At 69.8% G+C, this 22578-nt stretch carries 19 protein-coding genes; 8 read left to right on the top strand and 11 right to left on the bottom strand.

Annotated elements, in window-relative coordinates:
* From disA to AC3ERS_RS13705, 3 genes are all read right to left on the bottom strand, one after another.
* Complete coding sequence (gene disA / locus AC3ERS_RS13715; RefSeq protein WP_431967441.1) at window positions 1–1122, bottom strand: DNA integrity scanning diadenylate cyclase DisA; 1122 nt, start codon at window positions 1120–1122, stop codon at window positions 1–3.
* A gap of 23 nt (window positions 1123–1145) precedes the next feature.
* Complete coding sequence (gene radA / locus AC3ERS_RS13710; protein WP_431967249.1) at window positions 1146–2546, bottom strand: DNA repair protein RadA; 1401 nt, start codon at window positions 2544–2546, stop codon at window positions 1146–1148.
* Window positions 2547–2660: 114 nt separating this feature from the next.
* A complete protein-coding gene (locus tag AC3ERS_RS13705; protein WP_431967247.1) occupies window positions 2661–3377 on the bottom strand; it encodes a copper chaperone PCu(A)C domain-containing protein in 717 nt (238 codons plus the stop codon).
* A gap of 367 nt (window positions 3378–3744) precedes the next feature.
* On the opposite strand from AC3ERS_RS13705, the gene carD reads away from it, so the two are divergent.
* From carD to AC3ERS_RS13675, 6 genes are all read left to right on the top strand, one after another.
* A complete protein-coding gene (gene carD / locus AC3ERS_RS13700) occupies window positions 3745–4233 on the top strand; it encodes an RNA polymerase-binding transcription factor CarD (RefSeq protein ID WP_040686206.1) in 489 nt (162 codons plus the stop codon).
* Between the two features lie 2 nt (window positions 4234–4235).
* Complete coding sequence (gene ispD, locus AC3ERS_RS13695) at window positions 4236–4928, top strand: 2-C-methyl-D-erythritol 4-phosphate cytidylyltransferase (RefSeq protein WP_431967244.1); 693 nt, start codon at window positions 4236–4238, stop codon at window positions 4926–4928.
* A gap of 13 nt (window positions 4929–4941) precedes the next feature.
* Complete coding sequence (gene ispF, locus AC3ERS_RS13690; protein WP_431967438.1) at window positions 4942–5409, top strand: 2-C-methyl-D-erythritol 2,4-cyclodiphosphate synthase; 468 nt, start codon at window positions 4942–4944, stop codon at window positions 5407–5409.
* A gap of 67 nt (window positions 5410–5476) precedes the next feature.
* Window positions 5477–6880, top strand: a complete 1404-nt coding sequence (gene cysS / locus AC3ERS_RS13685) for a cysteine--tRNA ligase (protein ID WP_431967242.1) — start codon at window positions 5477–5479, stop codon at window positions 6878–6880.
* Window positions 6880–7863 (top strand): 23S rRNA (guanosine(2251)-2'-O)-methyltransferase RlmB, encoded by a 984-nt coding sequence (gene rlmB / locus AC3ERS_RS13680; RefSeq protein WP_431967240.1) that lies wholly within the window; start codon window positions 6880–6882, stop codon window positions 7861–7863. Before cysS ends, rlmB begins: the two co-directional genes overlap by 1 nt.
* A gap of 161 nt (window positions 7864–8024) precedes the next feature.
* Entirely contained in the window at window positions 8025–8303 is a 279-nt protein-coding gene (locus AC3ERS_RS13675; protein WP_431967238.1) for a DUF4190 domain-containing protein, read from the top strand.
* Window positions 8304–8336: 33 nt separating this feature from the next.
* On the opposite strand, the gene AC3ERS_RS13670 is transcribed toward AC3ERS_RS13675, so the two are convergent.
* A complete protein-coding gene (locus AC3ERS_RS13670) occupies window positions 8337–9146 on the bottom strand; it encodes an enoyl-CoA hydratase/isomerase family protein (RefSeq protein ID WP_431967236.1) in 810 nt (269 codons plus the stop codon).
* A 250-nt stretch (window positions 9147–9396) separates the two neighbouring features.
* Window positions 9397–10566 (bottom strand): acyl-CoA dehydrogenase family protein, encoded by a 1170-nt coding sequence (locus AC3ERS_RS13665; RefSeq protein WP_431967234.1) that lies wholly within the window; start codon window positions 10564–10566, stop codon window positions 9397–9399.
* A 229-nt stretch (window positions 10567–10795) separates the two neighbouring features.
* Between AC3ERS_RS13665 and AC3ERS_RS13660 the strand changes: the two genes are divergently transcribed.
* Together AC3ERS_RS13660 and AC3ERS_RS13655 are read left to right on the top strand one after the other, a co-directional pair.
* Window positions 10796–11332, top strand: a complete 537-nt coding sequence (locus AC3ERS_RS13660) for a hypothetical protein (protein ID WP_488186843.1) — start codon at window positions 10796–10798, stop codon at window positions 11330–11332.
* A 299-nt stretch (window positions 11333–11631) separates the two neighbouring features.
* Window positions 11632–14811 carry an AfsR/SARP family transcriptional regulator gene (locus AC3ERS_RS13655; RefSeq protein WP_431967230.1) on the top strand — a complete coding sequence of 1060 codons (3180 nt, stop codon included), beginning with the start codon at window positions 11632–11634 and terminating at the stop codon, window positions 14809–14811.
* A gap of 153 nt (window positions 14812–14964) precedes the next feature.
* Here AC3ERS_RS13655 and AC3ERS_RS13650 read toward each other — a convergent pair whose 3' ends face one another.
* From AC3ERS_RS13650 to kstR, 6 genes are all read right to left on the bottom strand, one after another.
* Window positions 14965–15585, bottom strand: coding sequence for a maleylpyruvate isomerase family mycothiol-dependent enzyme (locus tag AC3ERS_RS13650; protein WP_431967228.1), 621 nt, complete (start codon window positions 15583–15585; stop codon window positions 14965–14967).
* Between the two features lie 183 nt (window positions 15586–15768).
* On the bottom strand, window positions 15769–16638 hold the full coding sequence (locus tag AC3ERS_RS13645; RefSeq protein WP_431967226.1) for a metal ABC transporter permease: 870 nt from the start codon (window positions 16636–16638) through the stop codon (window positions 15769–15771).
* Window positions 16639–16865: 227 nt separating this feature from the next.
* Window positions 16866–17777, bottom strand: a complete 912-nt coding sequence (locus AC3ERS_RS13640; protein WP_431967224.1) for a metal ABC transporter ATP-binding protein — start codon at window positions 17775–17777, stop codon at window positions 16866–16868.
* A gap of 20 nt (window positions 17778–17797) precedes the next feature.
* Window positions 17798–18679 carry a metal ABC transporter solute-binding protein, Zn/Mn family gene (locus AC3ERS_RS13635; RefSeq protein ID WP_431967222.1) on the bottom strand — a complete coding sequence of 294 codons (882 nt, stop codon included), beginning with the start codon at window positions 18677–18679 and terminating at the stop codon, window positions 17798–17800.
* A 201-nt stretch (window positions 18680–18880) separates the two neighbouring features.
* Window positions 18881–21451 (bottom strand): trehalose-phosphatase, encoded by a 2571-nt coding sequence (gene otsB, locus AC3ERS_RS13630; protein WP_431967220.1) that lies wholly within the window; start codon window positions 21449–21451, stop codon window positions 18881–18883.
* A 393-nt stretch (window positions 21452–21844) separates the two neighbouring features.
* The gene (gene kstR, locus AC3ERS_RS13625) at window positions 21845–22495 is read right to left on the bottom strand and encodes a cholesterol catabolism transcriptional regulator KstR (protein ID WP_067842427.1); all 651 of its coding nucleotides are present in this window, start codon (window positions 22493–22495) and stop codon (window positions 21845–21847) included.
* Between the last annotated feature and the right edge of the window lie 83 nt (window positions 22496–22578).

Raw genomic sequence — 22578 nt, 5'->3', positions numbered from 1 at the left:
TCACCGGTTCCGGTCGAACGAATTGTCCACGCCCGCTTCGGCGAGGCGGGTCAGTCCCTCGCGAATCTGCCGCGCCCTCGGCACCCCGATCCCGTCGACGGACTGTAGATCGCTCGCGGTGGCCACGAGCAGCCCCTGCAACGAGCCGAACGAGTCGACCAGCGATTCGATGTGGGTGAAGCGCAGCCGGGGGATCCGGGTGAGCACCCGGTAGCCGCGCGGACGCATCGGCAGGTCGAGCGCCTCGATGGTGTTCGGATGGCCGAACGGCGCGGCCAGATTGGTGAGGTCGAGCAGTTCGGCGTCGGTGAGCAGGTCGAGGCCCGCCAGCGCGCGATCCACCGTGGCCGGGGCGGGCTCGTCCGCCAGGTAGTCGCGGATGAGCAGCTCGCGAAGCCACGCGCTGTCGCCGACCAGATCCTCCAATTGCAGCGCGAGCTGGCGACCGTCCGCCCCGAGTTCCAGCACGCTCTGCTCGATCTCCTTGGCCAGGCGGCGCACCAGTTCCAGGCGCTGGGCCGCGGACAACGCGTCGCGCAGGGTGACGACGTTCTCGATCTCGCTCTCGGAGAGTTGCTCGCACACCTGATCCAGGCGGGCCTTGTAGCGCTCCAGCGTGCCGAGCGCCTGGTTCGCCCTGCCCAGGATGGTGGCCGAGGGCTCGACCAGATGGCGCACGTCGTCGACGTACAGCGTCACCGTGCGCATCGACTTGCTCACCGCGATCACCGGGTAGCCGGTCTGGGCGGCCGTCCGTTCCGCGGCTCGATGCCGGGTGCCGGATTCCGCGCTCGGCAGGTTCGGATCGGGCACCAGGTGCACGTTGGCGCGCAGGATGCGGGCGCCGTCGGTGGAGAGCACCACCGCGCCGTCCATCTTCGACAGCTCGCGCAACCTGGTCGGCGCGAATTCGACGTCCAGCTCGAAGCCGCCGTCGCAGAGGCGCTCGACGTCGTCGTCGTGGCCGAGCACGATCAGGCCGCCGGTGCGGCCGCGCTGAATGCGTTCCAGTCCGTCCCGCAGCGGCGTGCCCGGCGCGAGCCTGGTGACGATCTCGGCGAGCCGGTTCCTGGTGACCGGGACCTGAGGACGGGGCGCGACGGGGGCCGGCTTGCCGAGCAGATACGCGGCCCACCGCCCCGGAATCACTCGGCCGCCTCGGTCCGTGCCGCCCGCCGCGCCCGCAGACCGCTGATCCGCAACGCCGAGCCGACGTCGGTCACCTCGTGAATCTTCATGCCCCCGCCCTTCACTCGATCCAGCCCCGGCGGCACCAGCGCGGTGGTGAACCCGAGTCGCTGAGCCTCGGCAAGCCTACGTGCCAGGCCGGTCACTTTGCGTACCTCTCCCGCGAGGCCGACCTCGCCGAGTATCACCCAGCCCGGCGGCAGCGCGGTGTCGGATTCGGCGCTGGCGATGGCCAGCGCGATGGCCAGGTCGGCGGCGGGTTCGACGAGCCGCATCCCGCCGACTGTCGCCGCGTAGACGTCGTGCTTGCCGAGGAAGACCCGGCCGCGGCTCTGCAACACCGCGAGCACCATGGCGACTCGGTTGTAGTCGAGCCCGCTGACCGCGCGGCGCGGCGCCGGAATCTCGGTCTTCACCGTCAAGCCCTGTACCTCGCCGACCAGCGGCCGTTTGCCATCCATCGCGACGGTGACCGCGGTGCCGGGCACCGAATCGGTGCGGTGGTGCAGGAACAGCCCCGACGGGTCGTCGACGCCCGCGATGCCGTCCTCGTGCAACTCGAAGCAGCCCACCTCGTCGGCGCTGCCGAAGCGGTTCTTGATGCCGCGCACCATGCGCAGCGTGGAGTTCCTGTCGCCCTCGAACTGCAAGACCACGTCCACCAGGTGTTCGAGGGTGCGCGGGCCCGCCACGTTGCCGTCCTTGGTCACGTGCCCCACCAGCAGCACGGCGATTCCGCTCGCCTTGGCCAGCGAGGTGAGCGCCGCCGTCACCGCGCGCACCTGGGTGACGCCGCCGATGACCCCGTCCACGTCCGGCGCGAGCATGGTCTGCACGGAGTCGACCACCAGCAGCGTCGGCCGCACCTGCTCGACGTGTCCGAGCACGATCGACAGATCCGACTCAGCGGCCAGGTACACCCGTTCGTGCACCGCGCTGGTGCGGTCCGCGCGCAGCCGGACCTGCCCTGCGGACTCCTCGGCCGTCACGTACAGCGACTTCTCGTCGCGCTGCTTCGCCCACCGGTGCGCGACCTCGAGCAGCAGCGTCGACTTGCCGACACCGGGTTCGCCGGAAAGCAGCACCACCGAGCCCGCGACCACCCCGCCGCCGAGCACCCGGTCCAGCTCGCCGACACCGGTCGGCCTCGCCTTGGTGACCTTCGAATCGATTGTGGAGATCGGGGCCGCCGCGGTGCTCGGCAGCATGGCGCGCCTCCCCGGCGCAGCGGCCGACGCGGCCGAGACGGCCACCTCGTCCACCGTGCCCCACGCCCCGCAGTCCGGGCACTTGCCCACCCACTTCGCCACCTCGTGCGAGCAGGCGGAGCACCGGAAGATCGGCTTTATCTTTGCCACAGGCGCACCTTACGTACCGGGCCCGACAGATCCCCGCCGGACGTGGCGGGTATAGAAAAGGCTGCCGCACCGGGTGCGACAGCCTTCGTTCTCGGTCCGCGTCGGACGGACGGCTCAGTGGCCGCCGCCGTGGGCGCCGCCTTCGGCCGGGCCCGACTTGTCGGACTCGTGGCGCTCGGCCTCGGTGCCCGCGTCGACCGGCACCTGGACCTGGACGGTGCCGTTCTCCTTGAAGTTGAACGAGACGGTGTAGGTCAGGCCGGGGGTGATGTCCTTGGTCAGACCGGTGATCTCGATGGTGGCGGGCTTGGCCTCGGGATCGGCGGTCTTCTGTCCGGTCGGCTGCGCGCCGTGGCTGTCCGAACCGTGGGTGTCGGTGCCGTGGGTGTCGGTGCCGTGCGAGTCGGTCGCGCTCTTGTCGCTGTGCTGGGCGGACGCCGCGACGACGGTCTGCTGCGGCTCCAGCTTCACCGCGGACTGACCCGACGGCGGGGTGATCTTCACCGGGCCGAGGTCGGTGGTGACGCTGGTGAGCTCGTCGGTGACGGTCTCGCTGTTGTTCACGATGGACAGCGCGATGAGCGCCTTGCCGCCCTTGACGTTGGTGTAGCCCTCGGACGGGTACACGATGTGCACGTTCCGCAGCGAGATGTCCTCGACCTCGGCGTTGTTGCCGTTGACCGCCGGGGCCTGGTTCGCGGTCTGGGAGACCTGACCCGCGCCGCAGCCGGACAGGGCGAGCGCCGCGCCCGCGGCGAGTGCGGCGACAGTCACCATGAGACGGGGCTTCCGCGCCACCGACGAGGCGGTCACAGCTTTCAGGGCAGTCACGGGTTGTCCTCCATGTCGACCGGGATCACTCCGCTACGGAGAGTAGTAACTAGGCAGCGTAGTAGTCGACCCAGGGGACCCATCGGTCGGGCCGGGATCTCGGCCCGGCGACACCGCCGACGGTCGGCATCCGTTGCATAACGGTTCGGTGGCCCGGCGGTGCGGTTGCGGGCCGAGTGCGGAGGCGCCTGGCGGGACACGGGCAAGGTGGCGCCGGTGGATAACTCGTTCTGGCACAACGTAATGCACAACGACCGGGTTCTGTCAACCCCCTCGGTCCGCTCGTTGTGGCCCTGACCTGCACAGTTGATCGCGCCGTTATCGAGTCGCATGTTAAACTGTGAACATCGAAAGGGGCACGGGACACATGATTTTTAAGGTCGGAGACACCGTCGTTTACCCCCACCACGGAGCGGCGCTGATCGAAGCAATCGAGACTCGCACCATCAAGGGTGTGCAAAAAGAGTATCTGGTCCTGAAGGTCGCCCAAGGCGATCTGACTGTTCGCGTACCCGCGGAAAACGCCGAATATGTCGGCGTGCGCGATGTCGTGGGCCAGGAGGGTCTCGACCGGGTCTTTCAGGTGCTGCGCGCGCCGCACACCGAGGAGCCGACCAACTGGTCTCGCCGCTACAAGGCCAACCTGGAGAAGCTCGCCTCCGGCGATGTGAACAAGGTGGCCGAGGTCGTCCGCGACCTGTGGCGTCGGGAGCAGGATCGTGGGCTGTCCGCCGGCGAGAAGCGCATGCTGGCGAAGGCCCGCCAAATCTTGGTCGGTGAACTCGCGCTTGCCGAGGGTACCGATGACGGCAAGGCCGAGACGCTGCTCGACGAGGTTCTCGCAGCGGCTTCCTGACCGTGAACAACTCTGACAGCGACAGTCCTGTCGTTGCCTTGGTTCCTGCCGCCGGCCGCGGCGTTCGTTTGGGCGAGAACATGCCCAAGGCGTTCGTCGCAGTCGGCGGTACACCCATGGTCCGGCTGGCCGTGGACGGCCTGCTGGCCTCCGGGGCGGTAGACCGGATCATCGTGATCGTCCCCGCCGAACTGGCCGAGAGCGCAGTCGCCCTGCTGCCGCCCTCGGACGCGGTGCGCGTGGTCGTCGGCGGCGCCGAGCGCACCGATTCGGTGCGCGCCGGTCTCGCCGCCGCGCCGGACGCGGGATATTTCCTGGTGCACGACGCCGCCCGCGCGCTCACCCCGCCCGAGTTGATCGCCCGGGTCGCGGCCGAGTTGCGGGCGGGTCATCGAGCGGTGGTTCCCGCCCTTCCAGTCGTCGACACCGTCAAGTCCGTCGACCCGGACGGCGTGGTGACCGGCACCCCCGATCGCGCCGCGCTGCGGGCGATCCAGACCCCGCAGGGCTTCGCCGCCGAGCTCCTGCACGCCGCCTACGAGACGAACGTGCTCGCGACCGACGACGCCGGACTCGTCGAGCGGCTCGGTGCCGAGGTGCGCACCATTCCCGGCGACCCGATGGCCTTCAAGATCACCACCCCGCTGGACCTCATGCTCGCCGAGACGGTGTGCAACGCGGCGCGCAGCGTATGAGAACGTCGTGACCATGCGAGTTGGTATCGGCAGCGACGTGCACCCCCTCGAACCCGGTCGTCCGTGCTGGATGGCGGGTCTGCTGTTCGACGGCGCCGACGGCTGCGCGGGCCACTCCGACGGCGACGTCGCCGCGCACGCGCTCTGTGACGCATTGCTCTCCGCGGCCGGGCTGGGTGATGTGGGCGCGGTGTTCGGTACGGGCCGCCCCGAGTGGGAGGGCGTCTCCGGCGCGACGATGCTGACCGAGGTACGCAGGCTGCTCGACGAGGCAGGATTCGACATCGTCAACGCTGCGGTGCAGGTCATCGGCAATAAACCGAAGATCGGGCCGCGTCGCGCCGAGGCGCAGCGGGTGCTGGGCGAACTGCTCGGCGCCCCGGTCTCGGTGTCGGGAACCACCACCGACGGGCTCGGTCTGACCGGACGCGGGGAGGGTGTCGCCTCGATCGCCACCGCGTTGCTACAAGCCCGCATATAGCACCACAGCGGGGTTTGGTCGAGCCGGGGGACGAACGCCCTGCTACGACCGGCTAAGATCGGCTGCCGTGACACTGCGCCTTTTTGACACCGAACGCCGAACCATGCGCGATTTCGCGCCGCTGGTTCCCGGCCGTGCTTCGGTGTACCTCTGTGGCGCCACCGTGCAGGGGGAACCTCATATCGGTCACGTGCGCAGCGGCGTCGCGTTCGACGTGCTGCGCCGCTGGCTGCTGGCCCACGACTACGACGTGTACTTCATCCGCAACGTCACCGATATCGACGACAAGATTCTGAACAAGGCCGCCGAGGCGGGCCGTCCGTGGTGGGAGTGGGCGGCGACCTACGAGCGCGCCTTCGACCGGGCCTACCAGATGCTCGGCGTGCAGCCGCCGTCCGCGGAGCCGCGGGCCACCGGCCACATCACCCAGATGGTCGATCTGATGCAGCGGCTCATCGACCGCGGGCACTCCTACGCCTCCGAGGGCAACGTCTACTTCGACGTGCAGAGCTACCCGGACTACGGCAAGCTGTCCGGCCACCGGCTCGACGACGTGCACCAGGGCGAGAGCGCGGGCGCGGGCAAGCGCGACCCGCGCGATTTCACGCTGTGGAAGGCGGCCAAGCCCGGCGAGCCGAGCTGGCCCTCGCCGTGGGGCCCCGGCCGCCCCGGCTGGCACCTGGAGTGCTCGGCCATGGCCGAGTTCTACCTCGGTCCGGAATTCGATATCCATTGCGGCGGTATGGATCTGGTGTTCCCGCACCACGAGAACGAGATCGCCCAGTCCAAGGCCGCGGGCGACGGATTCGCGCAGTACTGGCTGCACAACGGCTGGGTGACCATGGGCGGCGAGAAGATGTCCAAGTCGCTCGGCAATGTGCTTTCCGTGCCGAACGTGCTGAAAAAGGTTCGCCCCGTTGAACTTCGGTTCTACCTCGGCAGCGCGCACTACGGGTCGATGCTGGAGTACTCGGACAAGGCGCTGTACGACGCCGCGGCCTCCTACCAGCGCATCGAGGCGTTCATCCACCGGGTCACCGAGCGGGTCGGCGAGATCCCGGTCGGCAAGTGGACCGACGCGTTCGCCGAGGCGATGGACGACAACCTGGCCGTGCCGCGCGCGCTTGCCGAGGTGCATCACGTGGTGCACGAGGGCAACAAGGCGCTCGAGGTGGGTGCGGTCGACACCGCGCGGGAGCTGGCCGGGCAGGTGCGGGCCATGCTGAACATCCTCGGGGTGTGCCCGTTCGACCCGCAGTGGTACAGCCCGGAAGACAACTCGGCGGCGCAGGAGGCGCTCGACGTGCTGGTCGGCGCCGAGCTCGACCGTCGTCAACAGGCCCGCGCCGACAAGGATTGGGCCACCGCCGACGCCGTGCGCGACCGCCTCGTCGCCGCGGGCATCGAGGTGACCGACACCGCCGAGGGACCCCAGTGGTCACTGGGCAGCGGGCGCGGAAAGGCGAACTGATGGCAGGGAATTCGCAGCGCCGCGGCGCGGTGCGCAAGACAGGAAGCAAGAAGGGCGCGGTCGTCGGTTCCGGCGGCAAGCGCAGGCGCGGGCTCGAGGGGCGCGGCGCCACACCGCCCGCCGAGGCGCGGACCAAGCATCCCGCGGCCAAACGCGCCAAGGCCCAGGCCAAGGCGGCGGCTCAGGGACGCCCGACCGGTCGCGCGGGTGCGGCGGGCCGCCCCGCGGGTCGCAAGACCGAGGACGGTCCCGAGTTGGTGCTCGGCCGCAACCCGGTGGTCGAATGTCTGCGCGCGGGCGTCCCGGCGACGGCGCTGTTCGTCGCGGTCGGCACCGAGAACGACGAGCGGCTCACCGAGAGCGTGCAGACCGCCGCCAACGCGGGCATCTCCATCCTCGAGGTGCCGCGCACCGATCTGGACCGGATGAGCAACAGCGGCATGCACCAGGGTGTTGCCCTGCAGGTGCCGCCGTACCGCTACGCCCACCCGGACGATCTGGTGGACCGGGTGCGCGGCTCGGCCGAGCCCGCGTTGCTCGTCGCGCTGGACAACATCTCCGATCCGCGCAATCTCGGCGCGGTGATCCGCTCCGTGGCGGCGTTCGGCGGCCAGGGCGTGCTCATCCCGCAGCGGCGCAGCGCCAGCGTCACCGCCGTCGCGTGGCGCACCAGCGCGGGCGCCGCGGCCAGGCTCCCGGTCGCGCGGGCCACGAATCTGACTCGCACGCTGAAGGATTGGGCCAACCAGGGCTTCCAGGTGGTCGGCCTGGACATGGGCGGCGACACCACGCTCGACGAGTTCGACGGCACCGCGCCGACGGTGATCGTGGTCGGCTCCGAGGGCAAGGGGCTTTCGCGCCTGGTCAGGGAGAACTGCGACAGCATCCTGAGCATCCCGATGGCGGGGGCAGTCGAGTCGCTGAACGCGTCGGTGGCGGCAGGCGTCGTGCTCGCCGAGATCGCTCGTCAGCGCCGCGCTTGACGATTCGCGCGCGGGGCCGAAAGCCCGTACGCGACAAATGATTCGAGGAGGAGGGGCCACCGCGCCGGATGGCCCACTTCCAGGCCGCGGCGAAACGCCCCGTGCCTTGCGCGATCCGCAAAATACGCGGAGATCCCTGGGAGCCCCGTAGAATTCGGCGAGTGGTGATACCCAACCAGCCCATCGGTTCGCCGGTCGAGCATCCGAATGCCACGGCCGTGTTGTTTCTCGGCGCGGCAAGCATCCTGTGCTGCGGGGCGCTCGGCCCGGTGGCGTGGGCGTTGGGCAAGCGCGCCCTCGACCAGATCGAGCAGTCCGGCGGCGCGATCGGCGGCCGCGCCCAGGTGTTGGTCGGCTACATCCTCGGCGTCGTCGGCACCGTGCTGATGGTCCTGATGGCGATCGCGTTCCTACTGATCACGCTGGGCGGCAACGCTTAGCGACTGCCGGATGTAGTCCGTCACGGCCCCAGCTCAGTCGAGGATCGGCCGCTCGGCGTCGGCGCTGCTGTCCCAGGTGGGCCATTCGGAACTGATGCTCCCGGTCCAGTTGGGCTGCCTTCGGTCGCGGAACGCGGCCATCGCCTCTCCGCCGTCGACGCTCTTGCCGACGTGGGCGTTGAGTTCCGACTCGAGCTGACCGACCATGGCAGGGCTCATCCCGAGGCCCTCCCAGAGCAGGCGCTTGGACAACGCCACGGGCAGCGGCGCCGAACCGTTGACCAGATCGTGCGCCACCGACAGCGCGGTATCCAGCACCTCGCTGCCCGCGAGGCACGCGTTGGCCAGGCCCATCGCCTTGGCCTCGTCACCGTCGAAGGTGCGGCCCGTCAGCATGATGTCGGCGGCATTGGCCATGCCGACCAGCCTGGGCAGGGTCCAGTGCGCGTAGCCGTCGGCGAGCACACCGCGGCGCACCTGGTTCAGCCCGTATACCGCGTCGCGCGCCATGTACCGCAGATCGCATTGCAGCGCCAGTGCCAGCCCGATGCCGACCGCGTGCCCGTTGACCGCGGCGATCACGGGCTTGCGCACCCGCCACGGCGCAGGCTCGATGGTGGCGCTGACCTCGCCCACCCGATTCGATAGATCCGCGCCCGCGCAGAACGCGGGCGGCGTCCCGGTGATCACGACCGCTCGGATCGCATCCTCGCTGTCGCAGCGTTGCAGCGCCGCACCGAGCTCAGCGGCCATGGCCGGAGTGAAGGCATTCTGCTGGGCGGGCCGGTTGAGCGTGAGGACGGCGATGCCCGAAGAGACATCGACGAGCAATTCCGAACTCATGCCACAGGATGGTAACGGGTGTGTTGTCGGCGCGCTGGCACTGTGCTGTTGGCGCGCTGGCGCGCGCGGGTTCGCGGCCCCTTGTGTCTCGCGTCCCAGCAGCCGAGATTCGCGCCTGCGGCGCATGCATCTCGGCCGCTGGGAAGCGAGACGGCCGCGAACGGGCTCGTCAGACTCGCCCTCGCGATGGTTGGGGAGCGCGGAGGACACAGCGTTGGGTCCTTGGGCGTGCCGCGCTACCAGTGGAGTGTCAGCGCAGGATCTTGCGGCCGATCGCGTACTTGTGGACTTCGGTGGGTCCGTCGTAGAGGCGGAAGGCGCGCATGTCGCGGAAGATCATTTCGACCACCGTCTCGTCGCTGATGCCGATGCCGCCGAGCACCTGCACGCAGCGGTCGGCGACCTTGAACAGTTCCTCGGAGACGTAGGACTTCGCGATCGAGCTCTCGTGCCGCGCCTTCTCGCCCTGGTCCATGAGCCAGCAGGCGTGCCAGATGGTCAGGCGGCACTGGTGCAGCGCGATCTCGTTGTCCGCCAACATGAACGACACACCCTCGTGTTCGCCGATCGGCTTGCCGAACGCGGTGCGGGTCTTGGCGTGCTGGATCGCGATGCTCTGTGCCCGTTCGGCCGCGCCGAGCCAGCGCATGCAGTGCGTGAGCCGGGCCGGTGCCAGCCGCAGCTGGGCGTAGCGCAGCGCCTGCCCGGCCTCGCCGAGCAGCGCCGACTTGGGCAGCACCAGGTTGTCGAACCGGACGACGCCGTGCCCCGCGACGTAGTTGCGGTCCATCGTGTTCATCGTGCGCTCGATGACGATGCCGGGCTGGTCGCCGTCGGTGAGGAACAGCGTGGGCCCTTCGGGCAGGTGCGGGTTGGCGGCGAGGCGGGCCATGATGATCCAGGTCTTGGCGCCGTTGGCGCCGGTGATCAGCCATTTGCGGCCGTTGACGGTGAAGTTCTCGCCGTCGAAAACGGCCTCGGTGGCCAGCTGCGCCGGGTCGGAGCCCGCGCCCTCGGGTTCGGTCATCGCGAAGACCGAGCGCTGGTGTCCGTTGATCACCGGCATCAGGTAGCGGTCGATCTGCTCCTGATTCGCGACCTTGGACAGCAGGAACATGTTGCCCTCGTCGGGCGCCGCGCAGTTCATCGCGATCGGGCCGAGGGTGGACCAGCCCGCCGCCTCGTAGATGACGGCCTGTTCGACGTGGCTCAGGCCGCGCCCGCCGAGCGCCTCGGGGGCCTGCACCGTCAGCAGCTTCTCCGCGCGGGCGAGTTCCACCAGCTCCTGGCGGAGTTCGTCGGTGGGCCCGTGCGCGGTCAGGCGCGGATCGCGCTCGAACGGGACGATTTTGTCGATCACGAACTGGCGGACGCGGTCGCGTTCGGCGGCGAGTTCGGCGGGAATCGAAAAGTCGATCATCGTTGGTCACCATTCGTTCGGCGGCGGGTGAGTCCGAGCATACGAAACCCGCCGCCGTTGACTGAAGGCGGCTGCCATCACAGAGGTTCGATAGCGCGTCGCGACCCGTCTACCTGCACTGACAAGCCCTGTCGGCGCGATGTCGGCGGCCTGTCAGCCGGGCCGCGCATCTTTGGTTCATCGAGAGCGCGGGCCCCACCGGCCCCGCCCCGCAGGACCGAAGAACCGGATGAGGAGAACCACCATGCTGACCGTCGCCGCCATCGCCCAACTGCTGATCGCCGCCGCCTTCGTGAGCATCCCCCTGGTGCGCCACCGCTACGGCGCCGCCGCGAAGGCCGCCGCCGAGGCGGAACTGAACCGCCAGGGCGTCCGGCCCGGCGTGCTCGCCGAACACGGCATGCGCTTCGACGCGGGCGGCCACGAGACCTGGGCGCCGTTGTCCATCGCGCTGGTCATGGTCGCGCTGGCCGGACTGAACCTGGCCGCCGTCCCGTGGGGCCAGACGCTGACCTGGATCTGCCAGGTGCTCGTGGTGATCGTCAACATCGTCATCCTCTACAGCAACCTGACCGCCGCCAAGAGCATCGAGCACGCCTTCGCCAAAACCGGCGACCCGGAACTCGCCCGCATCGACGCCCGCCGCTTCCTCGCGGCCGCCGAGAACGCCTTCCCGCGCTGGGTGATGCCGTGGCTGCAGAACGCCCGCCACGCGATCGTCTTCGGCGGCTCGATCCTGGTCCTCGTCGCTCTGATCGCCGCCTGACGCACCTCGACCCGAAGCCCGGTTCCGCATTGCGCGGGACCGGGTTTCGTCGCATCCAGGACCCCAGCCTCCGCCTCCGCCCACCAAGCCAGCTCCCTCCGCCACCACAGTCGGCCACCGTGGTGGCCGGCGTCGCCGTAGCGGGTTGCAATGCGCCGGCAGCGCACGGTCAATCCCCGACCACCTCACCGCTGACGTTGTCGCACACCATGCACACGCCTTGCATAGGCACCGCCTGTGTGAGGCGTTCGGAAGGTGTGTGTCATCCAGCCCCGGACATTTCTGACAGGCTGGACGCCGTGCGTGTTGCTCTGCTCGGTCCGATCGCCGCCTTCGCCGACGACGGGTCGCCTCTCGATCTCGGTGGTGTGCGGCTGCGAATGCTGCTGGCCAGGCTGGCGCTGGAGGCGGGACGGCCGGTCTCGGTGGACGCGCTCGTCGACGGGCTGTGGGGCGAGCAGCCGCCCGCCGAAGCGGCCGGTGCGTTGCAGGCATTGGTTTCCCGGCTGCGCAAGGCCTTACGCGGCGCGGGCACACTCGAACTCGGTCCCGGCGGCTACCGGCTGTCGGTGCGCCCCGAGGATGTGGACGCGCACCGCTTCGAGTCCATCGCCGCCGACGGCCGCCGCGACCTGGCGGCGGGCAAGGTGGCGGCGGCGGGAGCCACGCTGGCCGACGCGCTCGCGCTCTGGCGGGGGCCCGCGCTCGCCGATGTGCGCGACGCCCCGTTCGCCGATCTCGCGGTCGCGCGGCTGGAAGAGCTGAAATCCACCGTCGCCGAGGACAATTACGACATCGAGATCCGACTCGGCAGGCACGCCGACGTCCTCGCCGACCTGGAAGCGGCCGCCGCCGAACGCCCGCTCGCCGAGCGACTGGCCGGGCTGCGCATGCGCGCGCTCTCGGCCGCGGGCCGCCAGTCCGACGCACTGGCCGTCTACGAACAGATTCGCGAGCGGCTCGGCGACGAACTCGGCGTCGATCCGTCCGCCGAACTGCGGGAGGTCCACCTGGCCCTGCTGCGCGGCGAGCTTGATCGCCCCGCGCCGCGACCGGAGCCGACGGTGAACCGAATTCCGTTGCCGCTCACCAATTTCGTCGGACGGGAACGCGAGCTGGCGCGGGTCGCCGAGTTGCTCGACGCGGGACGTCTCGTCACGCTGGTCGGCCCCGGCGGGGCGGGCAAGACCCGGGTGGCGGTCGAAACGGTCACCCGGCACCGGGCTCACGAACGCGGCCGGGTCTGGTTCGTCCCGCTGGCCGGCGTGAGTACCCCGGAACAGCTGACCGACACCGTGCTCGGCGCGCTGGGTTCCTGGGACCTGCGGGTGTCCGACAACCGGCCGACGCAGCCGCTCACCGGACCCGACCGTATCGCCGAACTGCTCGACGTCGGTCCCGCGGTGCTGGTGCTCGACAACTGCGAGCATCTGATCGAGTCCGCCGCGGAACTGGCCGACGGCCTCCTCGAAAGGCTTCCGCAGCTGCGGATTCTCGCGACCAGCCGTGAGCCGCTCGCCATCGCCGGCGAGGCGCTGTACCAGCTCGGTCCGCTCGAATTGCCCGGCGAGGCAGTCGAACTCGCCGGTGTCGCCGATGCCGCCGCGGTGCGGCTGTTCCTGGACAGGGCGATCGCGGCCCGCCCCGATTTCGTCTTGGACGCCGAGACGGCCGGGCCGGTAGTGGACATCTGCCGTCAGCTCGATGGCCTGCCGCTGGCGCTCGAGCTCGCGGCGGCCAAGCTGCGTTCGATGAGCGTCGAGCAGATCGCGCGCAGACTCGACGATCGCTTCCGGCTGCTGACCTCGGGCAGCCGCACCGCACAACCGCGCCAGCGCACGCTGCTCGCCCTGGTGGCTTGGAGCTGGGACCTGCTCACCGAGCCGGAACGGACACTGGCGCGCAGACTCTCGCTGTTTCCCGGCGGCGCGAAGCTGGAGGCATTGGAGGAGATCTGCGCCGATGCGACCCTGCCCGGCGAGGACGTGCTGTATGTGGCCGACGCGCTGGTGGAGAAGTCCGTCCTCACGGTCTCCGGCGACCCCGAGCCGCGCTATCGCATGCTCGCGACCATCCGCGCCTACGCGGCCGACCGGCTGGAGGAGACCGGTGACGACCTCGCCGATCGCTTCGCCGAACACTACCTGGCGCTGGCCGAGCGGCACGAGCCGTCGCTGCGCACCCGAGACCAGCTGCGCGCCATGGCGATTCTCGACGCGGAACACGAAAATCTGGTAGCCGCACTGCGATCCACGCTCCACAACGGTGACGGCCTGCGCGCATCGCGTTTCGTCGGCGCGTTGTTCTGGTACTGGGGCATCCGCGGCATGGGCACCCAGTTCGAGACCTTCCTCGCCGCCGTACTGCGCCTCGACGACGCGCTGCCCGAGCGCGAGCGGGCCGCACTGCGGCTGATCCAGTTGCTCGCGGGCGCGCCGATCACGGAAAGCGTCGCGGTGCGGACGTTGATCGAGGACGGCGAGGTGGCGGGCGCGCTCGACTTCCACCCGGCCCTGTTGCTCTGGGTTCCGCTGCTCGCCGCGTCGGCGGGCGCCGACGACCTCGGCGCACGCGTGCTCGATCGGGCGCTGGCCGCGCCGGACCCGTGGGTGCGGTCCTGCGCGCACTGGGCCCGGGATCACGTGTGGACAGAACAGGGCGATCGGCGTGCGGGGACCGAAGACCGTGCCGCGGCGCTGCGCGGGTTCGCGGCGGTGGGCGATCGCTGGGGGCTCGGTATGGCGCTGCTGGCTGTCGGCCGCGATCACTCGCTGCGCGGCGAACACGACGACGCCATCGCGGTCTTCGAGAAGGGCGTCGCGGTCAGCAGCGAACTCGGCGGCCAAGACGATCTGTTCCACTGCCGCGCCCGGCTCACCGCCGAACGCATGCGCGCGGGCGACCTGGACGGCGCGCTGCGCGATATCGAGGCGATGCGACGGCAGGCCACCGAGCGAGGCCACCGGCGCAGCGCCGCGGAGACCCTCTTCGCGCTCGCCGAATGGCACCGTCGCGCGGGCGACGTGCCCGCCGCCGACCGCACGATCGACGAGCTCGCGGCGATCGCCGACCGGCTCGGCCTCCCGGACGCCATGGCCGCCGATCTCGTCACCGCCGCCCGCCTGGCCAACCGTCTCGCCGAGGGCGATGCGACCGCGGCCCGCGCGCTCTTTCCCCGCGCTGCCGCGGGCCTGTTCGCCTGGGCCGACGCCGCCAACACCGCCCACGTCGCCGAACTGCTCGCCGAACTGCGCACACTCGAGAACGCCCCCGAGGACGCCGCGGAAGCCCTCGGCCTCAGCGCGTCCCTCCGCGGCGACTTCGACGCGGGCGAACCCCGCCTCACCACCTTGGCGAACTCCCTCACCGACCGACTAGGTCAGGAAACCTACAAAGCCGCCTTCCATCATGGCGCGACCCTACCGAGGGCCGAAGCCCTAGCCCGCCTCCGCACTGCGGTAGGCCTCACCGACCAGTGACCCACGCCCCGCCCATTACCGGCGTTGTAACGTCCACGGCCGCATTGCCCAAACGACATGATGAGCGCAATCGCCATGAGGCGCGCCGCCGCTGACGGTATGTCGGGCCGCAGCTCAGCGCGGCACGACGAGGCGGTCGACCTGTCCGGGGACTCAGACGCGCCGCACGAGTCGCGTATGTCCGGGACCGGTCAGATCATCGAGGGCCGAGGGCCGCGCTGCCATCGCCATGAGCAGCGCCTCACCGGTGCCGCGTACCTCCGGCCCGGCGCCGAAGGTCCAGTCGATGTCGGTGGCGACCAGTCGCAGTCCACGCACCAGCCACGCACCCCGGATCAGCGGTGCGAAGCGGACGAAGTCGAGTGCCGCGCGCAGTCGAACCGGCGGGATTGTTCGCGCCAGTCCCAAGGGCCGCCGAATGTCCTGGTGATGAATCATCGCCTCGGCAAGAGCGACCCGCCCGCCGAACCAGGCGGTCAGGCCGACTGGTTGCTGCCGAGCGCGGATCAGCTCGACCAACTGCTCTGGGCTCGCGTCGAGGTATCTCGCGACATCGGCCGCATTGATCCGAGCCAGCGACCAGCCGCGGGCGCGGCGGCAGGCAAACCTCATCGGCGTCAGCTCGCCGTAGCCGATCACGTGCGCCGCCACGTCGCGCACCCGCCACTGCGAACAGAGGCTTGGCGCCTGCCACTGGTTGTCGGAGAGGCTCGCCAACAGGTCTGCCAGTTCGGCCCGCTCCGCGCGCGCTTCTGCGTTCATCTCCGTGGTCATCGCCATCCCCCACGCCGCTCGGATGCCGTCGGCACCTCACAGCGTGCCAGCGACCCCGGTCGGTGACAAATCGGCTCAAATCCGATCGCCGACTGGGGCCGTCGAACCAGATGCGGTGTCGCATCAAGCCGTATACGACGTGCTGTGCACGATCGGCGGCCTACCCGACCGATCGGCACCGATTCAGCGAAATCGCGCCAGCTGGCGGCGGCGGTTGCCGATCACCCGGCAGACCACGTAGATCGAGAACGAGATCGCCGTGACGAAGGTCGACACCGGAACGCCGGGGGCCAGGGACAGCAGGATGCCGCCGACCGCGGCGAGTTCGGCGAAGACGATCGCCAGGATCGTCGCGCGGGCCGGGTTGGCGGTGAGCTGGGCGGCGGCCGCTGCGGGGGTGATGAGCAGCGCGAGCACGAGCAGCGCGCCGACGATCTGGACGCCGAAGGCCGCGGTGATGCCGAGCAGCACGGCGAAGATCACCGCGAGGGCACGCACCGGCACACCGCGCGCCACCGCGACTTCCGGATCCGAGCTGGCGAACAGCAGCGGCCGGTAGATCACCGCGAGCACGCCGAGCACCAGCACCGTGCAGGTGATGAGCAGCGCGAGACCGCTGTATCCGACGCTGACCACCTGACCGGTCAGCAGCGAGAACTTGGATCCGGCGCGCTCCGGCCCGAGCCAGAGGAACAGCACGGAGAGCCCGAGCCCGAACGAGAGCACCACCGCGATCACCGAATCGCGTTCCCGCGCACGGGTCCCGAGCACGCCGAACAGCACGGCGGCCACCACCGACCCGATGATCGCCCCGAGCCCGACTCCGATCCCGGCGAGCAGCGCCGCGGCCGCGCCGGTGAGCGACAGCTCGCTGGTGCCGTGCACCGCGAACGACATCTGCCTGCTGATGATCAGCGGACCGATCGCCCCGGCGAGCAGCCCGAGCAGGGCCGCCGCCAGCACCGCCTGCTGGACGAAGTCGTAGGAGAGCAGATCGACCGTGGTGGACAGGTCGAACATCTTCGAGAAGACATCGGCGAGTTTGCCGGTCATGCCCGAACCTCGCTGAAGCTCGGCTCCGGCATGCCCGAGGCGCGCTGGCACATGATTCGCTCACTGCGTTCGCTCATGCCTTCGCCTCGCTGACGCTCGGCTCCAGCATGCGCGAGGCGCGCTGGCACATGATTCGCTCACTGCGTTCGCTCATGCCTTCGCCTCGCTGACGCTCGGCTCCAGCATGCGCGAGGCGCGCTGGCACATGATTCGCTCACTGCGTTCGCTCATGCCCGAACCCCTCTCGTATCGGGTTCGGCGTGGCAGTGCTGCGCGCCTGCCGCGCCGAGGGCGTCCATGGTGTCACCGGTGCCGACCACCACCAGCCGCCCGCGCACCCGCAGCACGTCGACCTCGGTCTGGTACAGCTCGGAGAGCACCTCGGAGGTCATCACCTCGTCGGGCGCGCCGATCCGGAACTGGCCGTCCACCAGGTACAGCACCCGGTCCACCAGCGGCAGAATCGGATTGATCTCGTGGGTCACGAAGAGCACCGCGGTGTCGTGGCTGCGCCTGCGCCGGTCGATGAGCTCGGCGACCAGTCGCTGGTTGGCCAGGTCGAGGCTGAGCAGCGGTTCGTCACAGAGCAGCACCTTCGGGTCGCCGACCAGTGCTTGCGCCACGCGCAGGCGCTGCTGCTCGCCGCCCGACATGGATTCCAGTGGCGCGTTCGCGAACTTCTCCGCGCCGACGGCCGCGATGGCGGCGTCCACCTTGCGTTTGCGTTCGGCCCGCCCGCGCAGGCCGAGGCCCCAGCGGTGCCCGTCGACGCCGAGGCCGACCAGGTCGACGCCGCGCAGCTGCACGCCCGCGTCGATCGTCTTCTGTTGCGGCACATAGCCGATATCGGGATTGCCCGCGCGCGCAGGCGATCCGGCGACGAACGCCCGGCCGGAGCCGAGGGCGAGCTGGCCGAGGAGCACCTTGAGCAGCGAGGTCTTGCCGGAGCCGTTGGGGCCGAGCACGGCGATGAACTCGCCGGGAGCCACCTCGAGATCGAGCCCTTGCCAGAGGGTGCGGTCGCCGAACGACAGCCGGGCGTCGTCGAGGCGGACGGCCGCCGTCCCGTCGGTGTCGACGAGCCGCGGACGCACCGGTGCGGTGTGCTCGGTCAGCGCGGCTCCCTTGCTCGTGGACATCTCGATCAGCTGCTCGTCGATCAGCCCAGCGCTTCGGCCAGCGCTTCGGTGTTCTTGGTCTGCCACTGAATGTAATCCATTCCCTCGGGGAGGGTTTCGGTCACCTCGACGACGGCGACGCCGTTCGTCACGGCCAGCTCGCGCAGGTCGCGGGTGATCTTGTCCTGGGTCTGCACGTTGTAGACGAGCGCGCGAACCTGCTTGCCGGTGAGCAGATCCCGGGTTTCCGCGACGGCCGCGGGCGCGGGATCGGTCTCCTGCTCGATCGCCTCCTGGAACTCGTGCGGGGTGCGGTCCTCCGCGCCGGCGGCGCGCAGCAGGTAGTAGGCGAGCGGTTCGGTCTGCAACACCGGCGTCTTCGGGTGCTGGGCGGCGAGCGCGCCGGTGGCCGCGGTGATCCCGCCCAGCTGCGACTTGAAGGCGGCGGCACGGGCGGTGTAGTCGGCGGCGTGCGCGGAGTCGATCTCGCCGAGCGCGCCCGCGATCATGTCGGCGACCGTGCCGACGGTGGCCACGTCGTACCAGACGTGCTCGTTCTCGTCGCTCTTGTCGGCGCGGGACTCGAAGGCGTCGACGGCCCGCTTGCCCTTGCCGGAGATGGCCTTCTCGATGAATTCGTCGTAGCCGCCGCCGTTGTAGACGATCAGGTCGGCGTCGCTGATCTTCGCCGACTCGACCGCCGAGGTCTCGTGCGAGTGCGGGTCGGCGGCGGGGTCGGTGATGATCGAGGTGACGGTCGCGTCGGGACCGGCGACGGTGGCGGCGATATCGCCCCACACATCGGTCGAGGCGACGACCTGCGGTTTGCCCGAGTCATCGGAGCTGCCGCAGGCGGTCAGCGCGAGGGCGGTCGCCACCCCCACGGCGATGCCGGCGAACTTCGAGGCAATTCGGCTACTCACGCGGAAGCACTCCTGGCGATACGAACAGAGCAGGATGAGTGCTCCAGAACATAATGGAAATCGTTACCGTTTGACTTTATCAGCCCCGTGCAACCCGGCCACCGCCCGGCCACCGCCACATCGCTGCCGAAAGCCGCCCCGGGAAACGCCGAGGCCCGCGAACCGGATGGTCCGCGGGCCTCGACGGCCGGTCCGTGACCTCTAGACGAGCACCTCCACGGGCTGTGCCAGCAGCTGCGCGCAGCGCAGCAGACCGAGGTGGCTGTAGGCCTGCGGGTGGTTGCCCAGCGACCGCTCGGCCACCGGGTCGTACTCCTCGCTGAGCAGCCCGGTCGGTCCCGCCACGTCGACCAGCTGGGCGAACAGCGCCTCGGCGTCCGAACGCTTGCCGATCAGCAGGTACGCCTCGACCAGCCAGGCCGCGCACAGGTGGAATCCACCTTCTCCGCCCGGCAGGCCGTCGTCGTGGTGGTAGCGGTACACGGTCGACCCGCTGCGCAGCTCGGCCTCGGTGGCCACGACCGTCGCGGCGAAGCGTGGGTCGGAGGGATCGATCAGCCCGCTCAGGCCGATGTGCAGGGTGGCCGCGTCCAGGTCGGTGCCGTCGTAGGCCGCGGTGAACGACTGGACCTCGTCGTTCCAGCCCTTGGTCTTGACCTCCTCGGCGATGGTGTCGCGCAGCTCGATCCACTCCGGCTCGACCTGCCGGTCGAACTTCTGCGCCAGCGTCAGCGCCCGGTCGGCCGTCAGCCAGCCCATCACCTTCGAGTACACGTGGTGGCGCGGGTTGCCGCGGATCTCCCAGATGCCGTGGTCGGGCTCGGTCCAGCGACGCTGCACCGCCGAGACCATGGCGTGCACCAGTTCCCAGTCGGCGTCCGGCAGCGCCTTGGCCGGATCGGTGACGCCCTTGCGCTCGCGTGCGTGCGCCAGCGTCGCGATCAGGTCGACGATCGGTCCGAAGACGTCCAGCTGCACCTGCATGTTCGCGGCGTTGCCGACGCGCACCGGGCGCGACCCGGCGTACCCGGGGAGCTGGTCGATGACGGCCTCGGGCGGCAGCGTCTCGCCGTAGATGGTGTACAGCGGGTGCAGCCGCTCGGGTCCGGGCAGCGTCTCCAGCACGCGGTGCACCCAGCCGAGGAACTGCTCGGCCTCGGCGAGCGAGCCGAGGTTGACCAGCGCCTGCGCGGTGAGCGCGGCGTCGCGCAGCCAGCAGTAGCGGTAGTCCCAGTTGCGGATGCCGCCGATGTCCTCGGGTAGCGAGGTGGTGGCCGCGGCGAGGATCGAGCCGGACGGCGCGTGCACCAGCCCGCGCAGGGTGAGTGCGGAGCGCTTCATCAGATCCGGCTTCAGCGGCGGCAGCTCCAGCGCGCTCGACCACTCCGACCAATACCGCTGCGCCTCCCTGCGGCGTTCCGGCTCGCCGGTCATCGCGGGCGCGAGATCATGTGTGCCGCAGCGCAGTTCCAGCACGATCGGGCCGTTCGCCGGGTCGACCACGGCGCGTGCGACATCGTGCGTTCCGTCGCTCTCGATCTCCCACCGGACACCGGGGGAGCGCAGCACCATCGGGTCGTTGGTACCGCGCACCCGCAGGCCCGCCGGATCGGGTTCGAGCGACACCGGCACCTGGCCGAATTCCGGCCGCGGCGCGAAGGTGACGACCGCCTTGGCCACGCCCGAGATCACCCGGGTCAGATCGGTACGGTTCGGCGTCACGTCGTGCGGCAAGTAGTCGACGACTTGCAAACTGGCCCAACGGGTTTCGACGGTCATGGTGCCGTCCACGTAGCGCTGCGAGAGCGGCAGCCCCGGCCGCTCCGGCGCGACGGTGAAGTGGCCCGCCTGCGGTCCGCCGAGCAGGTGCGCGAACACCGCGGCGGAATCCGGCTCCGGGTGGCAGAACCAGGTGACCGTGGCATCGGGGGTGAGCAGCGCCAACGAGCGCGGGCTGGACAGCATGGTCAGTCGCTCGATGCGCGGCGCGCTCGCGCCTGCCAGCCAGGTGCGCCGTTCCTCCAGCAGGAAGGCCAGCGCGCACGCGACCGCCTCCGTGCTGGCCACCCGGTACTTGGCCATGCTGTCGCCCTCGCCGACCTTGATGCCGACGTCCGGGCCGGAGAGCACGCGGAAGGCCTTCTCGTCGGTGACGTCGTCGCCGAAGAACACCGCGGCGGTCGCGCCCTCTTGGTGGCGGATGGTGTCGAGCGCGTTGCCCTTGTCGGTGGGGACGACGGCCAGCTCGATGACGGCCTTGCCCTCGGTGACCTGTACGCCGACCCAGCAGGCCGGACCCTGGCGCACCGTGGTCAGCGCCCTGCGGCCGATCTCGGGGCTGGCGTTGCGCACGTGCAGCGCGATGCTGGCCGGCTTGATCTCGACGGTGACGCCCGGATTGCCCGCGGCGATCTGCGACAGGGAGTTCTGCACTTCCTGGAGCAGCTGTTTGGCGTCGTTGTCGATCGCGTGCACGAAGCCGACGTCGAACTCCGAACCGTGGCTACCGATCAGTTGCACCTCGACCGGAAGCCGGGAGAGTGCCGCGAGATCACGCAGCGCGCGGCCGGAGATCACGGCCGCCGTCGTCCCGGTGAGTCCGGCGAGAGCGCGTAGCGCGCTCACCGATTCTCGGTGCGGATACGCCTTGGTCGGGTCGGACACGATCGGGGCCAATGTCCCGTCGTAGTCCGACGCGACCAAGAGCCGTGGCTCGCGCGCGACCGTCGACAAAGCTCGTCGAAGTTCCTGTGGCAGATCCTGTGCGCTCACGCATCCAACCTAGTGATCGGAGGAGTTGTTTCAGGGGCGGGCAAAACAATACTGGGTTGAATTCACCGCACCGCAGTGCGCCGGTATGCGTGCGCACGATTGCAACCCGGTTATCGGGATTTGCCCAGTTAACGCACAGGTAACCAGCAAGTAACTTTCCGCGGACCCGAGCGGAGTCGGGTCGCACGGCGATCACGAGGGCCGTCACGGCCGAGCCGTTTCCTTCCGGCGGATCGGCCGGATATGAGTCGCTTTGTCGGACATGACGGTTCGCGGTCTGCTCCGCGTGCAGAGGCAAGCGCGGCATAACACCACGGTAGTCCGGTCGCGGGCAGTCTGCCCGGCGACCGGACTCGTCGATCCGATTCAGAGGGAGCGAGTTATCGCATCCGGCTATTTCGCCGCTTGGTCTCCGAGCAGAAGATCCACGGTCAGTTCGAGACGGTCTGTGACATCGGTCGCCGAAGCCCGTCGAGTGAGCCACGCCACCAGATTGGAAAGCCACACGTCACTGATGACGCGAGCAATGGCCAGTTGCCGCTCGGTCGGTTCTCCGTCGTTCATGGCGCGGGCGAAAACCCGATCCATCACCTTGCCGACGCGATCCACTTCGGCCGCGGCCGAGGCGTCGGCGAACATGAACGCGCGCGTCATGGCCTCGGTGAGCAGCGGGTCGCGCTGCATCATCCGGGTGATCTGGGTGAGCAGCAGGTGCATGCGCTCCTGCGGCGTCGTTCCGGCAAGCGGCTTGCGTTTGCCCTCGATCTGCTCGAACTCCCTGGCCAGCGCCGAGACCAGCAGGTGCACCTTGGACGGGAAGTACCGGTAGAGGGTGCCGACGGCCACATCCGCGCGCTCGGCGACGGCGCGCATCTGCACCGCGTCGTATCCGCCCTTGGAGGCCAGCGCCAGCGTCGCGTCCAGGATGCGCTTGCGTCGCTCGCGCTGCGCGGCCGAGCTCAGATCGTCCTCGCTGAGCGTCGTGACGGTCGCTGGGCGGGCGGCGCTCGCGTCGGCGGGCTGCGAGCGGGAGGGGCTGGCCATCGAAAAGGGTCCTTTCCTCGAACGTCGTACGTCGGCCTGGCGCGCGGTGCTGACCGATACGGATGGCCGTCTCTTGACTTCCG

The organism is Nocardia sp. bgisy134, assembly GCF_057708325.1.
Note: the sequence above shows the minus strand (reverse complement) of the source record. Positions and strands in the feature narration are given on the sequence as shown.